Raw genomic sequence first — 25,268 nt, forward strand, 5'->3', positions numbered from 1 at the left:
TCACCGCACCTCGATGAACGCCCCGGCCTCCCGCTGCGGCCGCGGTCCCGGCTCCTGGGCCGGATGGCCGACGGCCACCGCGCCCATCGGGTCCCAGCCCGCGGGCAGTGCGAGCACCTCGCGCACCACGTCCCGGCAGAACATCGTGGACGACACCCAGGCCGAACCCAGCCGCTCCCCGGCCAGCGCCACCAGGAAGTTCTGCACGCCCGCGCCCGCGGCGACCACGAACATCTCCCGCTCGGCGCCGTCGCGCCGCGCGTCGCCGTAGGTGTGCGAGCCGTCCATGACGAGGCAGGGGACGACCAGATACGGCGCGTTGCGCAGGACGTCCCCGCGCCGGACACGCCGGGCGACGGACTCCTCGGTCCGCCCGTCCCGCCGCAGGTCCGCGATCCAGGCGTCCCGCATCGCGTCGAGCAGTCCTGCCCGCGACTCCTCGGACTCCAGCAGCACGAACCGCCAGGGCGTGGTGTGGTGCGGCGCCGGTGCGGTCAGCGCGGCGGCGACCGCGCGCCGTACGGCACCGGGGTCGACGGGCTGGTCGGTGAAGGCCCGGACGGTACGCCGCTGGGTCACCGCCTCACGCACGGCCTCGGAGGCGCCGAGCCGGAACATGTCGTCCCGCGCGGAGCGCACCAGCGCCCGCGCCCCCTCGCCGTCCTCCTGCACCACCACATGGGGCAGCCCGCGCACCACGGCGACGGGACGCCCCGCCGCCTTGCCCTTGACCAGGTCGCCGGCGGCGGCCAGCTCGTCCGCCGTGGCGACGACGGTGGCGACCAGCGGGTTGCCGTACCCGTCCGTGCCTCCGCGCAGATCGTCCAGCACGCGCACACCGGCGGCGCCGATCGCCACGTCCGTCAGACCCGAACGCCAGGGGCGCCCGGACGTGTCGGTCACGACGACACCGACATCGACGCCGAGGGCCTCGCGCAGCCCCTCGCGGATCGCCCGCGCGGACGCGTCCGGGTCCTCGGGCAGCAACAGGACGGTCCCGGAGGGCGTGTTGGAGGCGTCGACGCCGGCGGCGGCCATGACCAGGCCCTGCCGGTTCTCGACGATGCGCAGCGTGCCGCGCCGGGCCACCACCCGCACGGTCTCGGCGTCGATCGCGGCCTCACGGTCGGCGGCCCGGACGATCCGGCCCTCGGCCTTGGAGACGATCTTGGACGTGACGACCACCACGTCCCCGTCGGCCAGTCCGGGCTCGGTCGCGACGATCAGCTTGGCCAGGTCGTCGCCCGGCTGCACCTCGGGGATGCCGGACAGCGCCCAGACCCGGTACTCCGGGTTCTGCCAGGGCTCCTCGCTCACGCCCCCCGCACCTCCTCGGCCAGGGCCAGTGCCTCCCGCGCCATCTGCGCGGTGGCGTCCAGGTCGGTCATCATCAGCGGCACGGCCCGGCAGCGGATCCCGTCCGTCTCGATCCGCTCGACCGCGCCCGCGTCCACGGTGTCGACCAGCCAGCCGTCCAGCAGCCCCGAGCCGTAGTGCTCGGCGACCGCGGCGGCCGTGGACTCCACGCCGACCGCGGCGAGCACCTTGTCGGCCATCCCCCGCACGGGCGCGTCCCCGACGATGGGGGACAGGCCCACCACCGGGACGCCCGCCTCGGCGATCGCCTCACGGACGCCCGGCACGGCGAGGATCGTGCCGATGGACACGACCGGATTGGACGGCGGGAAGAGGATGACGTCCGCCTCGGCGATGGCCTCCAGGACCCCCGGCGCGGGCTCGGCCTGCTCGGCGCCTACCGGCACGACCGCCTGGGCCGGGACCGAGGCGCGCAGCCGCACCCAGTACTCCTGGAAGTGGATCGCCCTGCGCTCGCCGTCGATCTCGACGGCCACGTGCGTCTCCACGCGGTCGTCGGTCATGGGGATCAGCTTCACCCCCGGCTTCCAGCGGTCACAGAGCGCCTCGGTGACCGCGCTCAGCGGATAGCCGGCACCCAGCATCTGCGTCCGCACGATGTGCGTGGCGAAGTCCCGGTCGCCGAGCCCGAACCAGTCGGGGCCGACACCGTAGGCCGCAAGCTCCTCCTTGAGGTGGAAGGTCTCGTCGGCCCGCCCCCAGCCCTGCTCCTCGTTGATGCCGCCGCCCAGCGTGTACATCACCGTGTCGAGGTCCGGGCAGACCTTCAGCCCGAAGAGGTGGATGTCGTCGCCGGTGTTGCCGATGACCGTGACGTCCGCGTCCGGCACGGCGTGCTTGAGACCGCGCAGGAACCGGGCACCACCGATGCCGCCTGCCAGAACCACAATGCGCATGGGCCCCAGTCTGGCAGGCGGGTACGACAACGTGTCAGGCGGCCGATGCGTCAATCAAGCGGTCAACGCGGCGTTCGGACGGTCACCGCCCGGGGACCGGTGCGGGGCTGGTGCGCGCCTCGCAGTGCGGGGACGTGAGGGTCCCCGCGGTCGGACGAAGCTCGGACTGGGGGAGCATCGGCATCTCGGTCAGGCCCGGGTGGTAGACGTGCAGGCTCACGGCCGGCTCCAGCGCGTCGTTCACCACCTCGTGCACGTACCCGGGTGCGAACACCCGCTGTGTGCCGGGCCGCAGCGCGCGTGTGGCGCGCTCGGTGCGCTCGGTCAGCGTGCCCTCCAGAACGGTGAGGACACCGGAGGAGCGGCCGTGGTCGTGCCGTCCGCTGCCCTGCCCGGGCACCCAGGACAGCAGCCACACCTCGTAGCCGGGGCCGGTGCGCAGCCGGTGGTACCAGCGGGTGGTGGCGTCGTAGCGCACGAGGTGCGCCCACTGGGAGCGGTCGGCGGCGATGGTGCGGGCGAGGCCCACGAACTCGGCGACGGTGGCCGGGTGCTCGCGCGGAGGCTGGAGCAGGTGCGTGACTTCGAGGATGTCGCCGGCGATCTGGAGGTCGTTGTCGCTGTTCATCGGGTGCTGTGGTTCCTCGGCGGAAGAGTGGGTGCCCTGAACTGGGGGTTCTGCGAAGGAGGGAGCGGCCGGGCACGGAAGACCCGGCGACAGCTGGAGCGCTTCGGCTCAACAGCTGGAACAGCAACAACAGCTACAGCGAACGGGGGCAGCACCGAGGGACCCGGCGGTGCGGGTCGAGGTGAGTGCCAAGTTCGCGAGCATGCCCACAAGGACACCGGCTCACACGCGCACTGTCAACCCGGCGCCCGGTATGTGGGACATGTTTCACCTCATCCGGTTCATCTGTCAGGTGAAAGGTTTGTGCATCTAGATCCCCGGACACATGCCGCACATCCGAGCGCTCGGGCCCCACGGAACGCGATCGAACGCAGGGGCGTCCTTCTTCGTACAGAGACCTGTACGGGATGCGCCGTCCTTCCGGGTCTCATCCGCGGGTCAAGGTTTATGGCGATTTGAACACTTTCCGCACGGCCTTGGTTCCGCAGAGTGAATAACGGGCCCAATAGCAGATCTCGGCTTGACTCGCCCGGAGCAGCACACTTGTAATTTCACTCGTGTCGTTCAGCCGAAATCGGTAACGGCTACGCACGGGGACGTGAAAGACAGACGAGGGGCGCACATGACCGAGCTGGTGCAGCAACTGCTGGTCGACGACGCGGACGAGGAACTCGGCTGGCAGGAGCGCGCGCTGTGCGCCCAGACCGACCCCGAGTCCTTCTTCCCCGAGAAGGGCGGCTCCACCAGAGAGGCCAAGAAGGTCTGCCTCGCCTGCGAGGTGCGCTCCGAATGCCTCGAGTACGCCCTCGCCAACGACGAGCGTTTCGGTATCTGGGGCGGCCTGTCCGAACGTGAACGCCGCAGGCTGAAGAAGGCCGCTGTCTGACCGGTCTTGGACCACTTCTTCGTCGCCGTCTTACCGAACGGCGCGATCTTCTGAACACGGGGCATACGAACGGCCCGTCGCCAGTGGGTTATCCACAGGCGGCGGGCCGTCCTTATGCCCAGCCGATAGTGTGGTCGCTCGTCCGAGACGCCCCGCTGTCCCCTCGGGGCACAGGCGTCCACCGCAGTCCATCGAACCGGGGCCCGTACCTCGATGTCCGTGCACAGCCAAACGGCAGCCCAAGACGGAGCTGTCATCCCTGAGTTTCCGCGTCATGTGGTGACCGCGGTCCTCGTCTCCCACGACGGCGCCCGCTGGCTGCCCGACGCGCTCGCCGGGCTGCTCGGCCAGGAGCGCCCCGTCCAGTACGCGGTGGCGGCCGACACCGGCAGCGCGGACGACTCCGCCCAGCTGGTCGCCGAGGCCCTCGGCGACGACCGCGTGCTGCACCTGGCCCGGCGCACCGGCTTCGGCCAGGCCGTCGAGGAGGCGAGCCGCACGGCGCCCGCACTCACCCCCGACGAGCTGCCGTACCTCAAGCGCCCCAGCGGCTGGGACCCGGTCACGCGCTCGTGGCGCGACGACGCCTACGACATGCCCGAGCTGCCGTACGGCGAGCCCGTCCAGTGGCTGTGGCTGCTCCACGACGACTGCGCGCCCGAACCGGATGCCCTCGCCCAGCTGCTGCGGGTCGTCGAGAACGAGATCGAACTCGGCCGCGACGACGTAGCGGTCGTCGGCCCCAAGCTGCGCGGCTGGTACGACCGCCGGCAACTGCTGGAGGTCGGCGTCTCCATCGCCAACTCCGGCCGCCGCTGGACCGGCCTGGACCGCCGTGAACAGGACCAGGGCCAGCACGACCACGTCCGCACGGTGCTGTCCGTCTCCACAGCCGGCATGCTCGTGCGCCGCGACGTCTTCGAACAGCTCGGCGGATTCGACCGCCGGCTGCCCCTGATGCGCGACGACGTCGACCTGTGCTGGCGCGCCCACCGGGCCGGCCACCGCGTCCTCGTCGCCCCCGAGGCCGTCGTACGGCACGCCGAAGCGGCCTCCCGCGAGCGCCGCACGGTCGACTGTGTGAGCCGCACCGCGGCATCCCCGCACAAGGTCGACAAGGCCGGCGCCGTCTACACCCTCCTCACCAACACCCGCGGCGCCGCACTGCCCTGGGTGCTGCTCCGGCTCGTCCTCGGCACCCTCCTCAGGACCGTCGCCTACCTCGTCGGCAAGGTCCCCGGCCAGGCCGTCGACGAGATCCGCGGCCTGCTGAGCACCCTGCTGCGGCCGGAGCGGATCCTCGCCGGACGGCGCCGCCGCGGCCCCTCGCAGATCGACAAGGACGAACTGCGCCAGCTCTTCCCGCCGCCCGGCGCGACCGTCCGCGCCACCGTGGAACAGGTCGCGGGCAACTTCGCCGGCCGCTCCGACGCCGACACCACCTCGGCCGGCCGGCACGGTGGCGCCGTCGAGTCCGGACCCGGCGGCGACGACGCCGAATTCCTGGAGGTCGAGCAGTTCGCCCGGCTCAAGCGGATCGCCCGCAAGCCCGGCCCCGTGCTCTTCCTGGCCCTGCTCCTGATCTCGCTCACCGCCTGCCGCGCCCTGCTCGGCGGCGGCGCCCTCATGGGCGGCGCCCTGCTGCCCGCCCCGGCCGGCGCCGGCGACCTGTGGTCCCGCTTCGCGGACGCCTGGCACCCGGTGGGCGCGGGCGGCATCCCGTCCGCACCGCCGTACCTCGCCGTCGTCGCGGCCCTCGCCTCGATCCTGTTCGGCTCCACCGGCCTCGCGGTCACCGTCCTGCTGGTCGGCTCCGTACCGCTGGCCGGCCTCACCGCCTACTTCGCCTCCCGGCCGCTCGTCACCTCCCGCCTGCTGCGCGCCTGGGCCGCGATCGCCTACGCCTTCCTGCCCGCCGCCACCGGAGCGCTGGCCGGCGGCCGCATCGGCACCGCCGTCCTCGCCGTGCTGCTGCCGCTCATCGCGCGCGCGGGCGTCGCCGCCGCCGGCCTCGGCAACTCCTCCGGGACGCGCGGCAGTTGGCGCGCCACCTGGGCCTATGCCCTGCTGCTGACCATCACGACGGCCTTCACGCCGATCGTCTGGCCCATCGCCCTGGTCCTCGGCCTCGGTGTGCTGGTCCTGCGTCGCGGCGACCTCGTCGCCCACGGTCTGCGCTTCCTCGCCCAGCTCGGCACCCCGCTGCTGGTCCTCGCCCCTTGGTCGCTGACGCTGCTGCCCTTCGGCTTCTTCCGGGAGGCCGGCCTGGACTACGGCTCCGCGGCCGCCTCCGCCGTCGACCTGCTCGGCGCCAGCCCCGGCGGACCCGGCACCGTGCACGGCCTGATGCTCATCGGCATCGTCCTGGCAGCCCTGGCCGCACTGCTGCGCTCCGAGCGCCGGCTGGGAATCCGCGCCGCCTGGGCAGTCGCCCTGGTGGCCCTCGTCCTCGCCGTCCTGTCCAACAGGTCCACCTGGGCCGGACCGGCCACCCTCGTCTACGGCATCGCCCTGCTGGCCGCCGCCGCACTCGGCGCCGACGGGGCACGCGCGCGCGTGGCCGAGCAGAGCTTCGGCTGGCGCCAGCCCGTCGCCGCCCTGATCGCGTTCGCCTCGGCCGCGGGCCCGCTGCTCGTCGCCGCCGGCTGGATGATCGGCGGCGCCGACGGCCCCCTGGAGCGCCGCGACCCGGCACAGGTGCCCGCGTTCGTCGCGGAGGACGCCGCCACCGGCGACCAGGCCCGCACCCTGATCCTCGACAGCGACTCCACCGCACGCGTGCGCTACAGCCTCGTCCGTGGCTCCGGCGCCCGCATGGGCGACGCCGAACTCGCCGCCGCCGACGGCGAGAACGCGAAGCTCGACAAGATCGTCGCCAACCTCGTCGCGGGCTCCGGCGCCGACCAGGCGAGCCAGCTCGGCGGCTTCGCCGTGCGCTACGTCCTGGTCCACAAGGGCGCCCCCCGCGACGTCACCCGCGTCCTGGACGCCACGCCCGGTCTGAGCCGGCTCAGCCAGCAGAACGGCAGCGCCCTGTGGCGCGTCGACCAGCAGGTCTCCCGCGCCACCCTCGTGCCCGCGGGCGGCTCCGGCACGGCCCGGTCGGTCGCCGCCGGACCGGTGGAGATCCACACCACCGTCCCCTCCGGCCCGGACGGCCGTGTCCTGCGCCTGGCCGACGCCGCCGCCGACGGCTGGACGGCCACCCTGGACGGCAAGCCGCTCACCCGCACCACGGTCGACGGCTGGGCCCAGGGTTTCCAGCTGCCCTCGGCCGGCGGCAGGCTCGACGTCACCTACGACGCCCCGGTCACCCACACCGCCTGGCTGTGGGCCCAGGGCGTCCTCGCCCTCGTCCTCGTCGTCCTCGCCCTGCCCGGCCGCCGCCGCGACGTCGACGACGACCTCCCCGAGGAGGAGCCGCTGCCCGCACAGGCCAGTGCGGGGGAGGGCCGCCGCGCCCGCCGCCTGCGCGCCCAGGCCGAGGAACAGGCCGACCAGGAGCAGCCCGGTGTGCCGCCGGTGCCCGAGGAGACCCCGGCCGCCGTCCCGCACCAGCAGCAGTACGCCGACTGGGACGCCGCGTCCTACCAGAGTGCCGAGTACGACGGCCACGGCGCCGACCAGTACCAGGGCGCCGGCCAGTACCCGTCCGGCGGCTACGACCAGCAGGCGTACCAGGCAGACCCGTACCAGAACGCCCAGTACGACCCCTACGCCTACGGCGGCACGGCCGACCAGCTGCCGTACGACCCGGCGGCCTACCAGCAGGGCTACGACCCCGCGTACGACCCGGCCCAGCACCCCCACGGCACCGGCAGCGAGCGCCCCGACGGGAGCCAGCAGTGAACCGCACCACCCTGTCCCTGATCGCCGGCACGGCCGCGCTGGCCGCCGTCACCGCGTTCGCCGCGCTCGACGCGCCCTCCGCGTCCGGCGCGGGCCCCGCCAAGGCGGCGGCCGAGCTGCCCGTGGAGCGCACCAGCCTGCTGTGCCCCGCGCCGAGCATCTCCGACATAGCCGACACCTCGTACACGTCGTTCACTCCCGTCACCAAGGGAGCGGACGGTGGCGGCAAGGCCGGACTCCAGGCGGCCGCCGAGCAGTCGGCCGACGGGACGAGCAGCACCGACGACGGGACGAGCAGCACCGGCAAGGGCGGCAAGGGCGCCAAGAAGACGGCGGACAAGCCGGTCCTCACCCCGAAGGAACCCGGCACGCCGGCCACCGGCGACACCTCCGGCGCGGACACACCCGCACTCGTCGGCATCGCCGACGGGAAGTTCGCCCCCGGCTGGACCGTCCAGGAGACCACCGAGGTCGTCGCGGGCACCGGCCGCGGCCTCCAGGGCGTCAACTGCACCGCCGCCGACACCGAGTTCTGGTTCCCGGGCGCCAGCACGGCCGCCGACCGCACCGACTATGTGCACCTCACCAACCCGGACGACTCCGCCGCCGTCGTCGACATCGAGCTGTACGGCAAGGACGGCGCGATCAAGTCCACCGTGCCGGACGGCTTCACGATCCCGCCGCACGCGAGCAAGCCGATCCTGCTCTCCACGCTCACCGACCAGCACCAGGCCGACCTGACCGTGCACGTCAGCGTGCGCAGCGGACGGGTGGGCGCGGCCGTACAGGCCCTCGACGACAAGGTGGGCGGCGACTGGCTGGCCGCGGCCGCCGACCCGGCCGGCAGCCTGGTCCTGCCCGGCATCCCCAAGGACGCCACCGACGTCCGCCTGATCGCCTTCACGCCCGGCGACGCCGACGCGGACCTGAAGGTCAAGCTGGCCTCGCCCGACGGCCTGATCACCCCGGCCGGCAGTGAGACCCTGCACGTCAAGTCCGGTATGACGACCGCGGTCGACCTGCGCGACGTCACCCGCGGCGAGGCGGGCTCCCTGGTGCTCACCCCCACCGACCAGTCGGTCCCGGTCGTGGCGGCCCTGCGCGTGGTGCGGGGCAAGGGCGCCCAGCAGGAGACGGCGTTCATCCCGGCCACGGCCCCCGTCGGCACGCGCGCGACCTCGGCCGACAACAGCGGCAGGTCCACGACCCTCTCCCTGACCGCTCCCACCGGCACCGCCACGGTCAAGGTCACCGCCTCCGCGGGCAGCGAGGGCGGCACCGCGGCCTCGAAGACGTACACGATCAAGTCGGGCACCACCCAGGACGTCGACGCCCCCGTCCCCTCGGGCGTGAAGGGCACGTACGCCCTCACGGTGGAGCCCGTCTCCGGCGCCCCCGTCTACGCCTCGCGCACCCTCTCGGCCACCGAGTCCGGCATCCCGGGCTTCACCATCCAGACCCTCCCGAACGACCGCGGCCTGGTCTCGGTACCCCAGGCGGACGAGGACCTGTCGATCCTCCAGAAGTGACCACCGGAGCAACCGCACCCGCTGCCCGCACCCAGGTGCGGGCAGCGGGTGCGGGCGGTGGGCAGCCGCGCCGCCGGAATCGTCTCCCGCGCGGGCGGAGCGCTGCGGCCGTCGCCCCCTCGCCCAGCCGCGGCGCGGGAGACGCACAGCCCCGGCCCGCGGGAGACGCACAGTCCCGGCCCGCGGCCGCCGCCCAGTCCTCGCCTAGTCCTCCCCGTACCGGGGATCCACGGTCTCCGGAGTCAGCCCCAGCAACTCGGCCACCTGCTCCACCACGACCTCGTGCACCAGCGCGGCCCGCTCGTCCCGCCCCTTGGTCCGGATCTCCACCGGCCGCCGGTACACCACGACCCGGGCCCGTCGCCCCTCACGCGCGGCGATCACCCCGCCCAGCGGCACCGCCTCGTCGCTCCACGCCTCCGCGGCCGGCCCCTCCAGACGAGGGACCTCCAGCACCAGGAAGTCGATGTCGGCCAGCTGCGGCCACCGCCGCTCAAGACGCTCCACGGAGTCCTGCACCAGGTCCGCGAACACCTCGGCACGGCTGGCCGCCAGCGGCACCTGCGGCGGCGCGATCGGCCCTCGCATGCCCCGCCCGTGACGATCACGACGACGGGGACCGGGGCCGGCGGCACGGGGCGGTACACGGTTGTCCATCACTGGTGAAGCGTATTCCCCGCGCGCTCCGCCCGCCCGGCCCCACGCACCAACCCGCCCCCGAGCGCCCGGCAACCGGCCACCGACAACCGCGTGTCGCAGCTTGACCATTCCGGCCAAGGTCTGGCGCGTTTCCGTAACCCTCCAAGACCGCCGAACTCAAGGCAATTGACGTTGTTTGTACCGACTCATGACCATAGGCAGTCCGGCCGCAGACTCCGCGCAAACCCGTCCGTGCAGGTCAGCAGGGCGTGTTCGGTAGGGTGTGTGGGGTGTTTCACAAGGCGACACGGTGGAGTGACCCGGTGGAGAGTCGTCGCGGCCCGCTCAAGAGTGCGGTACCGTCCAACGTCGTGAGCCCTGTACGTCGCTGTTCGCGCACCGCTTGCGGCCGACCCGCCGTCGCGACGCTGACGTACGTCTACGCCGACTCGACAGCTGTCCTCGGCCCGCTCGCCACCTACGCCGAACCCCATTGCTACGACCTGTGCGCCGAGCACTCCGAGCGCCTCACCGCCCCTCGCGGCTGGGAGGTCGTCCGTCTCATCGACGGCTCCGCTCCGGCACGGCCCAGCGGAGACGATCTGGAAGCGCTCGCCAACGCGGTGCGCGAGGCGGCCCGGCCCCAGGAGCGCGCGGCGCAGGCGGGCGGCGGCGGTGCACGCACCGTGGACCCCATGGAGGTGGCCCGCCGAGGCCACCTGCGGGTCCTGCGCTCCCCGGACAACTGACGCCTCTCGCACCGGCGCACAGCCCCCGAACACCACCGCACGCGACTCCTTGCCACCCCCGTCCCGGGTTACGGCCGGAAGTCCACATGGTGTCCGCACACCCCGCCCTTACCCCCGCCGGGTAGTTTGTGGGCACCCATAGGACTTTCAGGAGGGTTGGCCGTGGCTGCTGATCTGTCGCAGATCGTGAAGGCGTACGACGTACGCGGAGTGGTCCCGGACCAGTGGGACGAGTCACTGGCCGGCCTCTTCGGCGCCGCCTTCGCCCAGGTGACAGGCGCCGCGGCGATCGTCGTCGGCCACGACATGCGCCCCTCCTCGCCCGGCCTGTCCCGCGCCTTCGCGCGCGGCGCGGCCGACCGCGGGGTGGACGTGACCGAGATCGGCCTGTGCTCCACGGACCAGCTGTACTACGCCTCGGGCGCGCTGAACCTCCCCGGCGCGATGTTCACCGCCTCCCACAACCCGGCCCAGTACAACGGCATCAAGATGTGCCGCGCGGGCGCCGCCCCCGTCGGCCAGGACACCGGTCTCGTGCAGATCCGCGAACTGGTCGAGCACTGGCTGGAGTCGGGCGCCCCGGAGCCCGCGGCCGGGCCGGGAACCCTCACCGCGCGCGAGACGTTGGACGAGTACGCCTCGTACCTGCGCTCCCTCGTCGACCTGACCTCCATCCGCCCCCTGAAGGTCGTCGTCGACGCCGGCAACGGCATGGGCGGCCACACGGTCCCCACGGTCTTCGCCGGCCTGCCCCTGACCCTCGTCCCGATGTACTTCGAACTGGACGGCACCTTCCCCAACCACGAGGCCAACCCGCTCGACCCGGCCAACATCGTGGACCTGCAGAAGCGGGTCCCGGCGGAGGGCGCCGACCTGGGCATCGCCTTCGACGGCGACGCCGACCGCTGCTTCGTCGTGGACGAGAACGGCGACCCGGTCTCCCCCTCGGCGATCACCGCGCTGGTCGCCGCGCGCGAGCTGGCCCGCAACGGCGGCACGGGCACGGTCATCCACAACCTGATCACGTCCCGCACCGTCCCGGAGGTGGTGAAGGAGAACGGCGGCACCCCGGTCCGTACCCGCGTCGGCCACTCCTTCATCAAGGCGGAGATGGCCACCTCCGGCGCGATCTTCGGCGGCGAGCACTCGGCCCACTACTACTTCAAGGACTTCTGGAACGCCGACACGGGCATGCTGGCCGCCCTGCACGTCCTCGCGGCTCTCGGCGGCCAGGACGGCCCTCTGTCCGCCCTCGTCGCCCAGTACGACCGCTACGCGGGCTCCGGCGAGATCAACTCCACCGTCGCCGACCAGGCCGCCCGCCTCGCCGCGATCCGCGCCGCCTACGAGGGCCGCGAGGGCATCACCCTGGACGACCTGGACGGTCTCACGGTCGCCGCGGCCGACTGGTGGTTCAACGTCCGCCCGTCCAACACCGAGCCGCTTCTGCGCCTGAACGCGGAGGCGAAGGACGAGGCGACGATGACCAGGATCCGCGACGAGGCACTGGCGATCATCCGAGCCTGACCCCGCGAAACGCCGCCCACACACCGGCCACCGGCACCACCGCCCACGAGCAGCCCCACCAGCCCCACGTGCCACCCAACGATCCACCCAGGTGTCACCCAACGATCCACCCACACGCCTGGTCGAGGCGCCTGGTCGAGGCGTCAGGTCGAGGCGCCAGGGCCACGCTCTGGGCTGGGCTGGGCTGGTCCGGGCCGGGCTGGGCTGGGCTGGGGCTGGCCCGGACCCGGCGACTGCTTCCGTCCTGCTCGGCCGCGCAAGCCGTCTCCCTGGGACCTCGCCTCTCAGCCGACCGAGTCGGGCGGGTGGGTGGGTGAAAAACCGGTGGTCCAGCGAGCGGCGCCCCCTGGACGGCGCGCGCGGCCCGGCCCAACCCCTCCACCAGCGGTACGCTGACCAGCACATCAGCAAATCCGTACCAGCCCGAAGGGACACCCCATGCCGCTCGAAGCCGGCCTCCTGGAGATCCTCGCCTGCCCGGCCTGCCACGCCCCCCTCAAGGAGCAGGACACCGAGCTGATCTGCACGGGTCAGGGCTGCGGTCTGGCCTATCCCGTCCGCGACGGCATTCCGGTCCTGCTCGTCGACGAGGCCCGCCGCCCCGCCTGAGACGCCCCGTCTGAGACGGCCCGCCCGACACGGCCACCACCCCTGAGCACGGAGCCTCAACCCCGCGCACAGGCCACAGGACCGTAGCCCGCGGTTCAGGGCCGTGGACCCCGCCCGCCGGGCCGTAGGCCCCGCGCACGGGGCCGTCTCCCCGTCACGGCGAGGCACTCACCCCGCGTTCGACCCCCGCACAGGATCCCTGGCGATCGGAGGCTGCCGCCGATGCTCGACGAATCGCTGCTCGACACCCCGCAGGACCTCGCCGAGGCCGACCACCGCGGCCTGCTCCGCGGTGCGGCAGAAGCAGGCGCCCGCGTCCGCACCGCCGCCCGGCACGCCGCAGAGGCCGGCGTGGGCGACCTCAAGCCCGACGGCCGCCCCCGCGCCGTACTCATCGTCGGCCCGGGAGCCGCCGCCACCCACACCGCCGACCTCCTCGGCACCCTGGCCGGCCCTGGCAGCCCCGTCATCCGGCTCGCCCCCACCGGCGTCGCCCCGGCCGCAGGCGCCCTGCGCTGGGAACTGCCGGGCTGGGCCGGTTCCGTCGACCTGCTGCTGATCGCCACCCCGGACGGCACCGAACCCAGCCTCTCCCTGCTCGCCGAGCAGGCCTACCGCCGCGGCTGCTCGGTCGTCGCCGTGGCCCCGGCCGGCACCCCGCTGGCCGAGGCGGTGTCCGGCGCGCACGGCCTGTTCATCCCGATGGCGACGGCGCCGTACGACCATGAAGAACCCCTCGCCGCGTCCTCGCCCGGCGTCTTCTGGGCCCTGTTCACCCCGCTGCTGGCGCTCCTCGACCGCATCGGAGTGCTCGGCGCCGCACCGGACGACCTGGAGAAGGTCGCCGACCGTCTGGACGGCATCGCCGAACGCTGCGGCCCCGCCATCGTGACCTACAGCAACCCGGCCAAGACCCTGGCCGCCGAACTCGCCGACGCACTGCCCGTCGTATGGACGGAAGGCAGCTCGGCCGGCCCCGCGGGCCGCCGTTTCGCGGCCGCCCTCGCCGAACTCGCAGGCCGCCCCGCCCTGGTCGCGGAACTCCCCGAGGCACTCGCCGCGCACAGCGCCCTGCTGGCCGGCCCGCTCGCGGCCAGCGCCGACCCGGACGACTTCTTCCGGGACCGTGTGGAGGAGACGCCCGCGATGCACGCACGCGTGGTGCTGCTGCGCGACCGCCCGATCGGCGGCCTCACCGCTGCCCCCGCCGCCCGTGACCTGGCCCTCAGCCACGACACCCCGATCAGCGAACTCGAACCGGAGGAGGGCGACGAACTGGAGACCCTCGCGGAACTGATCGCCATCACGGATTTCGCCGCCGTTTACCTGGCGCTCGCTTCCAGGGCCTGACCTTGCTCAGGGCCGACGATGAGGATCGACCGGCCCGCGCCCACCGCGGGTATCGACCGACCGACGCCCATCACGGGCAGCCGACCGGCTGAGGCCCACCGCGGGCAACCGACCGACTGAGGCCCGCCGCGGGTGTCGACCGTCCCCCCCGCCCACCGCGGCTGGGGGAACCGGCGCCCGCCGGCCGAGCAGCGTACGTACGGAGACAGAGAAGACACATGGACCGCCTCGACAACACCGTCCGCCCCTACGCCTGGGGTTCCACCACCGCCATCCCGCACCTGCTCGGCATCGAGCCGACCGGCGAACCGCAGGCGGAGATGTGGATGGGCGCGCACCCGGGCGCTCCCTCGCGCACCGGGCGCGGGACGCTCGCCGAGGTCATCGACGCGGATCCGAAGGGCGAACTGGGCGCCGGGACGGTCGCGAAGTTCGGCCCGCGGCTGCCGTTCCTGCTCAAGATCCTCGCCGCCGGCGCCCCCCTCTCCCTCCAGGTGCACCCCAACCTGGAGCAGGCCAGGGAGGGTTACGCCGACGAGGAGCGGCGCGGCATCCCCATCGACGCCCCGCACCGCAACTACAAGGACGCCAACCACAAGCCCGAAATGATCTGCGCGCTCACGGAGTTCGACGGCCTGTGCGGCTTCCGTGACCCGGTCCGGGCCGCCGACCTCCTGGAAGGGCTCGGCGTCGACTCCCTCAAGCCCTACGTCGACGTGCTGCACGCCCACCCCGAGGACGCGGCGCTGCGCGAGGTGCTCACGGCGATCCTCACCGCCGACCCCGAGGAGATGGCTCACACAGTCGCCGAGACCGCCGCTGCCTGCACCCGTCTCGGCGGCGACTACGCCCCCTACGCCGTCCTCGCCCACCACTTCCCGGGCGACCGCGGCGTCATCGCGGGCATGCTCCTCAACCACGTCCGCCTGCAGCCGGGCGAGGCGCTCTTCCTCGGCGCCGGCATCCCGCACGCCTACATCAGCGGCCTCGGCGTCGAGATCATGGCCACCTCCGACAACGTCCTGCGCTGCGGCCTGACCCCCAAGCACATCGACGTCCCCGAACTCCTGCGCGTCGTCCGTTTCGAAGCCGGCGACCCGGGCGTGCTGCGCCCCGAGGCCTCCCCGGACGGCGAGGAGGTCTACGAGACGCCGATCGACGAGTTCCGCCTCTCCCGCTACGTCCTCCCCGAGGGCACCACCGCCCACGACCTCACCCTGGACACCCCGCAGATCCTGCTCTGCACGGCCGGTTCCGTCCGGGTGGGCGATCACGAACTCGCCCCCGGCCGGTCGGTCTTCGTCCCGGCGGGCGAGAAGGCCGAGGTGTCCGGTGCCGGCACGGTCTTCCGCGCCACTGTGATCGTATGACCGAGGCTGTGGACACCTGGCGCACCGCCGCCCGGGCGGGCTGCAAGAATGGCCCACCGGCAAAGCAGGGGCAAAGCCCTGCGCACGCCTGGGCGGCGTAGACGTACGAGGGCGAAGGGACAACGCGGACACATGAGCGCGTCAGGCGGAACCAGGGCGATCGTGGCGGCACTCGGCGCCAACCTCGCGATCGCGGCATCGAAATTCGTGGCGTTCGCGTTCAGCGGCTCCTCGTCGATGCTCGCCGAGGGCGTGCACTCGCTCGCCGACTCGGGAAACCAGTTCCTGCTGCTGATCGGCGGCAAGAAGGCCCAGCGCGAGGCGACCCCGCAGCACCCCTTCGGCTACGGCCGCGAGCGCTACATCTACGCCTTCCTCGTCTCCATCGTCCTCTTCACCATCGGCGGTATGTTCGCCATCTACGAGGGCGTCGAGAAGATCAGCCACCCGCACGAGCTGGAGAACTGGTACTGGCCGGTGGGCGTCCTCGTCTTCGCGATCGTCGCCGAGGGCTTCTCCTTCCGGACGGCCATCAAGGAGTCCAACGAACTGCGCGGCACGCTGTCCTGGTCACAGTTCATCCGCCGGGCCAAGGCGCCCGAGCTGCCCGTCGTCCTGCTGGAGGACTTCGGCGCGCTCATCGGTCTGGTGCTCGCCCTCGGCGGTGTCGGCCTCTCCCTGCTCACCGGTGACGGCGTCTGGGACGGCATCGGCACGGTCTGCATCGGTGTCCTGCTCGTCATGATCGCGCTCGTCCTGGCCGCGGAGACCAAGTCGCTGCTGCTCGGCGAGGCCGCGGGCGTCGAGGTGGTCAAGCAGATCGAGGCCGCGATGGTCGACGGCCACACGGTCACCGGCGTCATCCACATGCGCACGCTCCATCTCGGCCCCGAGGAACTGCTGATCGCCGCCAAGATCGCCGTGCAGCACGACGACACGGCCGCCGAGGTCGCGAGCGCCATCAACGCGGCCGAGGCCCGCATCCGCGCCGCCGTCCCCATCGCCCGCGTCATCTACCTGGAACCGGACATCTACAGCGAGGCCGAGGCCGCCAAGGGCCCGGACCCGGCGGCGACCCCGGGCGGCCCGAACCCGCACGCGACCGACCACTGAGACCGTGCACGGCCACGGGGCCCATCGGTCGCCCGGCAGGCCCCGTCGTCCGTCTCCGTCTCCGTCAGCGATGAGTTGACGGCCGTCAGCCGTCAGCCATTCGGCATGAGTCAGCCGCCGTAGCGTTCAACGCTGAGCCCTCAGCTGTCGGCAGCCCCGATCCCTCAGCCGTCGGCCCTGTGGCGTGAGACGCCCGTCGGCCGACGCCCACGCTGTCCCGGCCGGCCGGACTCCTGACGTGGTCAGACCGGCTGCACCGGCCACGGCGCGGGCGGCACCTGCGCCACTTTCCGCCGCCGTACGGCCAGCGCCCCGATCCCCAGCCCGATGCCGGTCAGGACGAGGACGCCCCCGAGAAGCAGCGCCCCGGCGAGCAGCGCCGGGACCGTCCGATCGTCCGTCACCCGGCCCTGCACCGCGTCCACGGACACCGTCCCGCCCTGATCATCGAGGTGAAAGCGCGAGTCCTGAGAGTTCGCGCGGTAGTCGCCCAGCAGGAACAGCCGGCCCTTCGGAACCTTCACGTCGTACGGCCTGTGCACGCCGTCGGGGTCCTCGCGGTACACGTACGGTTCCTCGACCGGCTTCCCGTTCACGGTCACCCGCTCCTGCGAGCCCACGGTCGTGCAGCACGCCACCCGGTCGCCGCCCACGCCGATGACCCGCTTCATCAGGAGCCCTTCGACGCCGTAGGACTGCGGCGCCCTGAACATCACGACATCGCCCCGCCGCACCTCGCCCCCGTCGACGTGCTCCCAGATGATCCGGTCACCCTCCTTGTACGTCGGCGTCATGCTGCCGCCCGACATGGTGGAGGCCCCGTACGCCGACCGCATGTGGACGAAGGTGCCGACCGCCAGCACCAGCCCCAGCAGCCCCACCACCAGCGCCGCGATTCCCAGTCCGCGCCCTCTGCCTGACATGTCCGTCCTCCCCGCGCGGTCCGTCCGCGGCGTCGGAGGATAGCGACCCACTGTGAACTCCCCGTGCGAGGGGCACAAGTGATGCGAGCGGCGGCGATGCTCGCGGTGGTGGGGGTGGCGGTGGCGGCAATACTCGCGGTGGTCGCGGTGGTCGCGGTGGTCGCGGTGGTCGCGGTGGTCGCAGTGGCGCGAAGGGGGCGACGGGGGCGTAGGGGGCGAGAAGCGCGGGCGGCGAGCTGCGGGCGGTACGTGCGGCGCGGGCTGCGCGGGCCCGGCAAGCAGGCCCGCGCGCCTCCCGTCAGGTCACCCGACCTCCCCGAGCACGTCGAGTACGGCCCGTTCGTCCGCCGCCGCCAGCAGCCGTTCCCGGAAGCCGGGATCCATCAGCTTGCGGGACAGCAGGGCGAGGATCCGCAGATGCTCGTCGCCCGCGGCCGCCTCCGGAACCGCGATCATGAAGACGAGCCGGGCCTTCGTACCGTCCAGCGAACCCCATTCGACGCCCCGATCCGACCGTGCGAAGCCGACGACCGGCGCGGTCACCGCATCCGTCTTCGCATGCGGGATCGCGATCTCCTCACCGAGCCCGGTCGTCCCCTGCTCCTCGCGCCGCAGCGCGACCGCCACCAGTTCCTCGACATCGCAGACCCGTCCACTGCGGTTCAGCAGTTCCGCCATCTCCCGGATCGCGTCCTCCTTGCCGTCCGCGACCAGGTCGGTCCTGACCGTCCTCTCCGTCAGGTGCCCGGAGAGCACCTCGGGCTCCTCACCGGAGGCATCCGCCGCACCGGCCGTCCCTTCGGCGGACGAGCCGTGGGCCGCCTGCGCGACCGCCGGGGCCGCACCGACCGCAACGGGCCCCCTCCCGGCCTGGCCGGGAACGACCGCACCGACCCCGTCGGGCGCTGCCCCGTCCGGCACAGAACCGGCAGCCGCGGGCTCGGCAGGCGCGGCCCCGGCAGGCGCCGGTTCGGCCCCGCCGACCGCCGCGGGCCGCCTCCTGCGCTCGGCCACGTCCACCAGGGTCACCGTCGTCAACGCCGTCACCGCCGTGCCGATCGCGACGGCCACGAAGAACATCGGCACGCCACTCACGGCGCCCAGGACCGCCACGATGGGCCCGCCGTGCGGCACCGCGTCCTTCACCCCGGCCAGCCCAGCGACCGCACCGGCCACCGCACCGCCCAGCATGTTGGCGGGAATCACCTGCGCGGGCCGTGCCGCGGCGAACGGGATCGCACCCTCGGATATCCCGAAACAGCCCATGAACAGCGCCGCGAGCCCTGTCTCGCGCTCCTGCTCGGTGTACAGCCGCCTGCGGACCAGCGTGGCCAGGCCCTGCCCCAGCGGCATCACCGGGATGGCGGCCGCGCACATGCCCATCACCGTCTGGTTGCCGCTCGCGATGAGCCCCGCACCGAACAGGAAAGCGGTCTTGTTGACCGGCCCGCCCATGTCGAACGAGATCATCAGGCCCAGGATCGCGCCCAGCAGCACCGCGCTGGTGCCCGTCATCCCGCCGAGCCAGCTGGTCAGGTGCTCGAACACCCAGGAGATCGGCCTGCCGATGACGTAGATGAAGAACAGTCCGAGCGCCGTCGTCGCCACGATCGGGATGACGATGATCGGCATGACCGGTTGGACGAACTTCGGGACCCGGACCTTCTTGATCCACAGCACCAGATAGCCGGCCAGGAACCCGGTCACGATCGCCCCGATGAAGCCCGCGCCGGCCTTGGAGTCGTACAACGCCCCCGTGTTGGCGATCCAGCCGCCGATCATGCCCGGCACCAGCGCCGGCCGGTCGGCTATCGCGTAGGCGATGTATCCGGACAGGATCGGGATCATCAGCTGGAAGCCGATCCCGCCGATCGCGTTCACATGCGCCCAGAAGGTGCCCTCCGGGATCACGTACCCCTTGGCCGTCGCATGGCCGCCCAGCGCCAGCGAGACCGCGATCAGCAGACCGCCGACGACCACGAACGGGATCATGTACGAGACACCGTTCATCAGCGCCTTGTAGACCGCACTCCGCTCCCTGCCGCCGCCCGTCGGGGCCGCAGGCCCGGCAGGAGCTCCGTCGGGCCTGTGCACGGGCGCCGACCGCACCTGCTCGATCAGCCGCTCGGGATGGTGGATGCCCTCCGCGACGGGGACCGTCAGCACGCGCTTGCCCGCGAAACGGCTGAGATCGACGTCCTTGTCCGCCGCGATGATGATCCCGTCCGCAGTTCTGACATCGTTGTCATCCAGGACGTTCTCGGCTCCGATGGATCCCTGCGTCTCCACCTTCATCTCGATGTCCTGGCTCGCCGCCGCCTGCGCGAGCTTCTCCGCCGCCATGTACGTGTGTGCGATGCCGGTCGGGCACGCGGTCACAGCGAGCAGCTTGATCCGCTGCCGCTGTGCACCGGCGGTGCCCGTGGGGGGAGGGCCGGCCGGACTGGTCACGTCGATCTCCTATCGCCGTCGTCACACGAGACGCCGTCCCGGTCGCCCCGCGAGATCGGTCCGAACTCCCGATCACCCTGCATCCTGCAGCACCCCGCCTCTCGCTCAAAGATGTGAAAGTGCCGGTTCGCCCGGGTCTGTTGGCTCGTGCCCCACGCTTTTCGCTCACCGGCCCGCCCTCTTCCCCGGCCCGCACCCGCCCCCGGCCGAGGACCTCGATCGGCGCGAACTGGCCGGAGGCGGACTGGGGGCGGCCGGGTCCTGCGGTGTAGCTTGGGACAGAGCCAGACGTCGCTGCTGATGGCGGTCGGGCGGTCCCGAAGCGGACCGACCGAGGGAGAGAGGGCCTCCGACGGACTGCGCTGCGCGTACGTGGGCATGCCTGTGTCCTCTTCTCGGGCACCCCTGTGTCCGCCGCCGCGCAGACCAGCCGTACCCACCTCGCCCCAATCCCGAGGAGCAGCTCGCAATGACGACTGTCGACAACCGACAGGACTTCAAGGTCGCCGACCTCTCCCTTGCCGAGTTCGGCCGCAAGGAGATCACCCTCGCCGAGCACGAGATGCCCGGCCTGATGGCGATCCGCAAGGAGTACGCCGAGGCGCAGCCCCTCGCCGGCGCCCGCATCACCGGCTCCCTGCACATGACCGTGCAGACCGCCGTCCTCATCGAGACCCTGGCCGCCCTCGGCGCGCAGGTCCGCTGGGCCTCCTGCAACATCTTCTCCACCCAGGACCACGCGGCCGCCGCCATCGCCGTCGGCCCGAACGGCACGCCCGACAACCCGCAGGGCGTCCCGGTCTTCGCCTGGAAGGGCGAGACCCTGGAGGAGTACTGGTGGTGCACCGAGCAGGCGCTGACCTGGTCGGACAGCCCCACCGGCGGCCCGAACATGATCCTCGACGACGGCGGTGACGCCACCCTCCTCGTCCACAAGGGCGTCGAGTACGAGAAGGACGGCAAGGTCCCCGGCCTGGAGACCGCCGAGTCCGACGAGCACCGCGTCATCCTCCAGCTGCTCCACCGCACCCTGGGCGAGAACCCCCAGAAGTGGACCCAGCTGGCCTCCGAGATCCGCGGTGTCACCGAGGAGACCACCACCGGCGTCCACCGCCTGTACGAGATGCAGCGCGACGGCGTCCTCCTCTTCCCGGCGATCAACGTCAACGACGCCGTCACCAAGTCGAAGTTCGACAACAAGTACGGCTGCCGCCACTCCCTGATCGACGGCATCAACCGCGCCACCGACACCCTGATCGGCGGCAAGACCGCCGTCGTCTTCGGCTACGGCGACGTGGGCAAGGGCTGCGCGGAGTCCCTGCGCGGCCAGGGTGCCCGAGTGATCATCACCGAGATCGACCCGATCTGCGCCCTGCAGGCGGCGATGGACGGCTACCAGGTCACCACCCTCGACGAGGTCGTCGAGACCGCCGACATCTTCGTCACCACCACCGGCAACAAGGACATCATCCTTGCGTCGGACATGGCGAAGATGAAGCACCAGGCGATCGTCGGCAACATCGGCCACTTCGACAACGAGATCGACATGGCCGGCCTCGCCAAGATCCCCGGCATCGTCAAGGACGAGGTCAAGCCGCAGGTCCACACCTGGAAGTTCCCCGACGGCAAGGTGATCATCGTCCTGTCCGAGGGCCGACTGCTGAACCTCGGTAACGCCACCGGTCACCCGTCGTTCGTGATGTCCAACTCCTTCGCGGACCAGACCCTGGCCCAGATCGAGCTGTTCACCAAGCCCGACGAGTACCCGACCGGCGTCTACGTGCTGCCCAAGCACCTCGACGAGAAGGTCGCCCGCCTCCACCTGGACGCGCTCGGCGTGAAGCTCACCAAGCTGCGCCCCGAGCAGGCCGCGTACATCGGCGTGGAGGTCGAGGGCCCGTACAAGTCGGACCACTACCGCTACTGAGTCCGCAGCCCTGCCGACCCGGGAGCGCACCGGTGCACCGCCGCGCTCCCGGTCGGCAGTTCCGCAAATCCTCCGAGGCAGGCCCCCGCACCCCCGTGCCGGGGGCCTGCCCCTTTGGCCTGTGGCCGGACCAGCCCGTCAAGACCCAGGACCCCCATGCCCCGCGGCCGTTATTCGCTCCATGATCCGCACGATCTCACCCCCCTTGCACAAGAGCACTTCCAGTGCGCCCCCGGCCCTTCCGGCTGGCGCTACGTCTCCCGGCTGACCACCCCCGAGGGCGACCATCGGGGCTCGGTCGATCTGGCCCTGGACGACCTCGGCCGCCCCATCCGCCTCGAACTCCACGCGGGAGGCTGGCAGGTGCGCGGCGCCGCGATCGACGGCGTCACCTGGGTCCGCACCGACCCCACCGGCGTCCATGCCACCGAAGGCAATGTGAACGCCCACGCCTTCACCGGCACGTCCCCCGCGTTCCTCGTCGCCACTGCCCGTCTCCTGCGCCTCACCCCCTCCTCCGCGACCCGTGTGCGTTTGGTGGCCTTCACGGACCCGGTCCTCGCCCCGCGCACCCTGGACCAGTCCTGGGCCTTGGTGAACAGCGAAGCACACGCCACTGACAACGGCCCCCTGATCGTGGACGAATACCAGGTCACAGCCCTGGACACGGGGGAGCGGCACACCGTCCACATCGCCGGTGACGTGGTCCTCGCCGCGCCCGGCATCGAGCTGGAGGATCTCCAGTCACCACCGTCGAGATTCGACTGATCCCCAAGAACCGCCCCGCCGGAACCGGTTCGCCGGAAACCGCCCCGCCCTGACCGGTTCGGCAGAACCGGTTAGGCAGAACCGTCCCGGCAGGCACAACACCGGAAGGGGCCTACGCAGGCGGCGCGAACCCGGTGATGCCGGAACCGGAACCGGTGGGTGGACGGTCGGACGCCAGGTCGTCAGAGCGTGATGGCGCGGCCTGCGCGACGGGAGCCTGTCCCGACCCCGACCCCTGCCCCTGCCCCTGCCCCTGCCCATGGGGCTGGGCCTGCGCAGGGGGCTGGACGCTTTGAGCAAGACTCTGCGGCCAGGCCGGAGCTGGAGCTGGAGCTGGAGCTGGAGCCGGGGGCGGGTAGCCGGAAGCCGCGGCCTGCGGCGCACCCCCACCCGCACCCGCGCCACCGAACGCCTGCCGGGCATCGCGAGCCTGGCGTTCGTGCACGACGGCCGCCAGAAACGCGGCCGGATGCACACCCTGCGGCGCCGGAGCCCCCGTACGAGCCGTGAGATCGGCCGCGAGCCGCTGGGCCATGTCCCAGGAAACCTGGGGATCGAGCTGCTGCATCCGCGTCAGGTACTGGCGGACGGCCAGCCACAGCCAGTCCGGCACAGCCGACAGATCCAGACCGGCGAACCGCCCGGCAAGCGACGGCGGCGGGGGCGGAGCGAACGCGGCCGGTCCGACGGGAATCCGCTCGCGCACGACGAGGGTCCCGGCGAAGACGTCCCCGAGCCGGCGCCCCCGTGCCGACACCAGCGACGCGATGGAGGCCACCACCCCGAACGTCATCAGGATCTCGACCATGCCGATCGCACCGCGCACCAGGGCATGCCTGAACCGGATGGGCCCGCCGTCGTCCCGCACCACCCGCAGCCCGAGCGCCAGCTTCCCCAGCGAGCGTCCATGACTGAGGGTCTCCACGGCGATCGGGCCGCCGACGAGCACCAACAGAAAAGTGGCGATCGACAGGGCGGTCTGTGCGGCGTCGTCCAAGGACGAGGTCGCCGCAGCCACCCCGATGCTCACGGCGATGTACGCGAACATGGTCGCCAGCAGATCGAGCAGTACCGCCAACGCCCTGCTCGGCAGCTTGGCCGGCCGCAGTTCGAGCGCCACCGCCTCGCCTGTCACCAGCTCACTCACGTCCGCCGTCCTTCCCCTGGTATGCCCCGTGAACCGCAAGTCTGCCAAGCTGAGGACGCATCGCGTCGCGGTACGACAAGCTGACAGCATCACGAGCATCCACGAGCAGTGGACGACCAGTCGAGGAGCAGGCAGACCCGATGGACCTGGACGTCTTCGTCTCCGCACACCGAGCCGAATGGGACCGCCTCGACGCCCTGCTCCGCCGCCAGCGCCGCCTCAACGGCGCCGAGGCCGACGAACTCGTCGCTCTGTACCAGCGCACTGCCACCCACCTCTCGCTCATCCAGTCCAGCGCCCCCGACCCGCAGCTGACCGGCCGGCTCAGCCAGCTGGTGGCACGCGCGCGCAGCGCCGTCACCGGCACCCGGCGCGCCTCATGGCGCGACGTGACCCGGTTCCTCGGACACGGCTTCCCCGCCGCGGTCTACCGCGCCCGACACTGGTGGGTGCCCACGGCTCTCGTCTCCACCGCCATAGGAATCCTCCTGGGCTGGTGGATAGGCACGCACCCCGAGGTGCAGTCGACCATCGCGGCCCCCAGCCAGCTGCGCGAGCTGACCCGTCCCGGCGGCGAGTACGAGACCTACTACTCGAGCCACCCCGCAGCCTCCTTCGCCGCCCAGGTATGGACGAACAACGCCGAGGCCGCGGCGATGTGCCTGGTCCTGGGCGTCTTCCTCGGTCTGCCCGTCCTCTGGATCCTCTTCCAGAACATGCTCAACCTGGGGGTCGGGTTCGGCCTGATGTCCTCCGCCGGCCGCCTCGACACCTTCCTCGGCCTGGTCCTCCCGCACGGCCTGCTCGAACTGACCGCGGTCTTCGTCGCCGCCGGCACCGGCCTCCGCCTCGGCTGGACCCTCATCGACCCCGGTCCCCGCAGCCGTCGCGCCGCGCTCGCCGAAGAGGGCCGGGCCGCCGTGGGCATGGCGATCGGCCTTGCACTGGTCCTGTTCGTCTCCGGCGCCATCGAAGGCTTTGTGACTCCGTCCGGTCTGCCCACCTGGGCCCGCATCGGCATCGGCGTCGTTGCCGAGCTGGCCTTTCTGACGTACGTCTACGTCCTCGGCGGCCGCGCGGTACGGGCCGGCGAGACGGGTGACCTCGAAGCGGCCGAGCGCAGCGCGAGCGTCCCCACGGCCGCCTGATGTGCGTCCCACGCCTGTGACCTGCTAGTCTCCTCTTCGCCCCGCAAAACCCGTTGACACGGGCCGAGCGGGGAGGTAGATTCAATGAGTTGCCTAGAACTGGACAAGTTCGGGGCTGATCGCTAGAATCAACCTGCTTCCCGAGAAGTCGCGAATGCGATTGCGAGAAGCCACCCCGATTATTCAGAAATGAGCGGCCGGTCAGATCGGCCAAGAACTTCTGATAAAGTCGGAACCGCCGGAAAGGGAAACGCGAGAGCGAGAACCTGGAAAGCACCGAGGAAATCGGATCGAGAAAAGATCTGATAGAGTCGGAAACACCGAAGGGAAGCCCGGAGGAAAGCCCGAGAGGGTGAGTACAAAGGAAGCGACCGTTCCTTGA

Annotated in this window: 19 protein-coding genes; 12 read left to right on the top strand and 7 right to left on the bottom strand. The window is 72.0% G+C overall.

Features of this window, described 5'->3' with window-relative positions; genetic code table 11:
• The 3 genes from ACFZCP_RS06730 to ACFZCP_RS06740 form a co-directional block, all read right to left on the bottom strand.
• Window positions 1–1,317 (bottom strand): coenzyme F420-0:L-glutamate ligase, encoded by a 1,317-nt coding sequence (locus ACFZCP_RS06730; RefSeq protein WP_391424655.1) that lies wholly within the window; start codon window positions 1,315–1,317, stop codon window positions 1–3.
• Window positions 1,314–2,273, bottom strand: a complete 960-nt coding sequence (cofD, locus tag ACFZCP_RS06735) for a 2-phospho-L-lactate transferase (RefSeq protein ID WP_391424656.1) — start codon at window positions 2,271–2,273, stop codon at window positions 1,314–1,316. The genes ACFZCP_RS06730 and cofD overlap by 4 nt, the downstream gene beginning before the upstream one ends.
• Before the next feature lie 82 nt (window positions 2,274–2,355).
• The gene (locus tag ACFZCP_RS06740) at window positions 2,356–2,901 is read right to left on the bottom strand and encodes a cysteine dioxygenase family protein (protein ID WP_362697209.1); all 546 of its coding nucleotides are present in this window, start codon (window positions 2,899–2,901) and stop codon (window positions 2,356–2,358) included.
• A gap of 622 nt (window positions 2,902–3,523) precedes the next feature.
• On the opposite strand from ACFZCP_RS06740, the gene ACFZCP_RS06745 reads away from it, so the two are divergent.
• From ACFZCP_RS06745 to ACFZCP_RS06755, 3 genes are all read left to right on the top strand, one after another.
• The gene (locus ACFZCP_RS06745) at window positions 3,524–3,787 is read left to right on the top strand and encodes a WhiB family transcriptional regulator (RefSeq protein ID WP_003975777.1); all 264 of its coding nucleotides are present in this window, start codon (window positions 3,524–3,526) and stop codon (window positions 3,785–3,787) included.
• Between the two features lie 213 nt (window positions 3,788–4,000).
• A complete protein-coding gene (locus ACFZCP_RS06750; RefSeq protein ID WP_391424659.1) occupies window positions 4,001–7,636 on the top strand; it encodes a glycosyltransferase in 3,636 nt (1,211 codons plus the stop codon).
• Window positions 7,633–9,165 (top strand): DUF5719 family protein, encoded by a 1,533-nt coding sequence (locus ACFZCP_RS06755; RefSeq protein ID WP_391424661.1) that lies wholly within the window; start codon window positions 7,633–7,635, stop codon window positions 9,163–9,165. Before ACFZCP_RS06750 ends, ACFZCP_RS06755 begins: the two co-directional genes overlap by 4 nt.
• 204 nt (window positions 9,166–9,369) lie before the next feature.
• Here ACFZCP_RS06755 and ACFZCP_RS06760 read toward each other — a convergent pair whose 3' ends face one another.
• On the bottom strand, window positions 9,370–9,822 hold the full coding sequence (locus ACFZCP_RS06760; RefSeq protein ID WP_391424663.1) for a metallopeptidase family protein: 453 nt from the start codon (window positions 9,820–9,822) through the stop codon (window positions 9,370–9,372).
• Between the two features lie 305 nt (window positions 9,823–10,127).
• On the opposite strand from ACFZCP_RS06760, the gene ACFZCP_RS06765 reads away from it, so the two are divergent.
• The 6 genes from ACFZCP_RS06765 (at window position 10,128) to ACFZCP_RS06790 (ending at window position 16,522) form a co-directional block, all read left to right on the top strand.
• Window positions 10,128–10,553 (top strand): DUF3499 family protein, encoded by a 426-nt coding sequence (locus ACFZCP_RS06765; protein WP_391424664.1) that lies wholly within the window; start codon window positions 10,128–10,130, stop codon window positions 10,551–10,553.
• Between the two features lie 162 nt (window positions 10,554–10,715).
• A complete protein-coding gene (locus tag ACFZCP_RS06770) occupies window positions 10,716–12,080 on the top strand; it encodes a phosphomannomutase/phosphoglucomutase (protein WP_391424666.1) in 1,365 nt (454 codons plus the stop codon).
• Window positions 12,081–12,518: 438 nt separating this feature from the next.
• The gene (locus tag ACFZCP_RS06775) at window positions 12,519–12,689 is read left to right on the top strand and encodes a Trm112 family protein (protein WP_390739761.1); all 171 of its coding nucleotides are present in this window, start codon (window positions 12,519–12,521) and stop codon (window positions 12,687–12,689) included.
• A gap of 222 nt (window positions 12,690–12,911) precedes the next feature.
• Window positions 12,912–14,039, top strand: coding sequence for an SIS domain-containing protein (locus tag ACFZCP_RS06780; protein ID WP_391424668.1), 1,128 nt, complete (start codon window positions 12,912–12,914; stop codon window positions 14,037–14,039).
• Window positions 14,040–14,257: 218 nt separating this feature from the next.
• On the top strand, window positions 14,258–15,409 hold the full coding sequence (gene manA, locus ACFZCP_RS06785) for a mannose-6-phosphate isomerase, class I (protein WP_391424670.1): 1,152 nt from the start codon (window positions 14,258–14,260) through the stop codon (window positions 15,407–15,409).
• A 132-nt stretch (window positions 15,410–15,541) separates the two neighbouring features.
• The gene (locus ACFZCP_RS06790; protein WP_362697186.1) at window positions 15,542–16,522 is read left to right on the top strand and encodes a cation diffusion facilitator family transporter; all 981 of its coding nucleotides are present in this window, start codon (window positions 15,542–15,544) and stop codon (window positions 16,520–16,522) included.
• 242 nt (window positions 16,523–16,764) lie between these two features.
• On the opposite strand, the gene lepB is transcribed toward ACFZCP_RS06790, so the two are convergent.
• Together lepB and ACFZCP_RS06800 are read right to left on the bottom strand one after the other, a co-directional pair.
• Window positions 16,765–17,445, bottom strand: coding sequence for a signal peptidase I (gene lepB / locus ACFZCP_RS06795; RefSeq protein WP_391424673.1), 681 nt, complete (start codon window positions 17,443–17,445; stop codon window positions 16,765–16,767).
• A 303-nt stretch (window positions 17,446–17,748) separates the two neighbouring features.
• Window positions 17,749–19,896, bottom strand: coding sequence for a fructose-specific PTS transporter subunit EIIC (locus tag ACFZCP_RS06800; RefSeq protein ID WP_391424675.1), 2,148 nt, complete (start codon window positions 19,894–19,896; stop codon window positions 17,749–17,751).
• Between the two features lie 469 nt (window positions 19,897–20,365).
• Between ACFZCP_RS06800 and ahcY the strand changes: the two genes are divergently transcribed.
• Together ahcY and ACFZCP_RS06810 are read left to right on the top strand one after the other, a co-directional pair.
• A complete protein-coding gene (ahcY, locus tag ACFZCP_RS06805; RefSeq protein ID WP_391424676.1) occupies window positions 20,366–21,823 on the top strand; it encodes an adenosylhomocysteinase in 1,458 nt (485 codons plus the stop codon).
• A gap of 156 nt (window positions 21,824–21,979) precedes the next feature.
• Entirely contained in the window at window positions 21,980–22,591 is a 612-nt protein-coding gene (locus tag ACFZCP_RS06810; RefSeq protein WP_391424678.1) for a hypothetical protein, read from the top strand.
• A 112-nt stretch (window positions 22,592–22,703) separates the two neighbouring features.
• Here ACFZCP_RS06810 and ACFZCP_RS06815 read toward each other — a convergent pair whose 3' ends face one another.
• Entirely contained in the window at window positions 22,704–23,738 is a 1,035-nt protein-coding gene (locus ACFZCP_RS06815) for an RDD family protein (protein WP_391424680.1), read from the bottom strand.
• A 140-nt stretch (window positions 23,739–23,878) separates the two neighbouring features.
• On the opposite strand from ACFZCP_RS06815, the gene ACFZCP_RS06820 reads away from it, so the two are divergent.
• On the top strand, window positions 23,879–24,886 hold the full coding sequence (locus ACFZCP_RS06820) for a stage II sporulation protein M (protein ID WP_362697168.1): 1,008 nt from the start codon (window positions 23,879–23,881) through the stop codon (window positions 24,884–24,886).
• Window positions 24,887–25,268: the final 382 nt, after the last annotated feature.

This window comes from Streptomyces sp. NPDC007971 (assembly GCF_042958635.1).
Classification (GTDB): domain Bacteria; phylum Actinomycetota; class Actinomycetes; order Streptomycetales; family Streptomycetaceae; genus Streptomyces.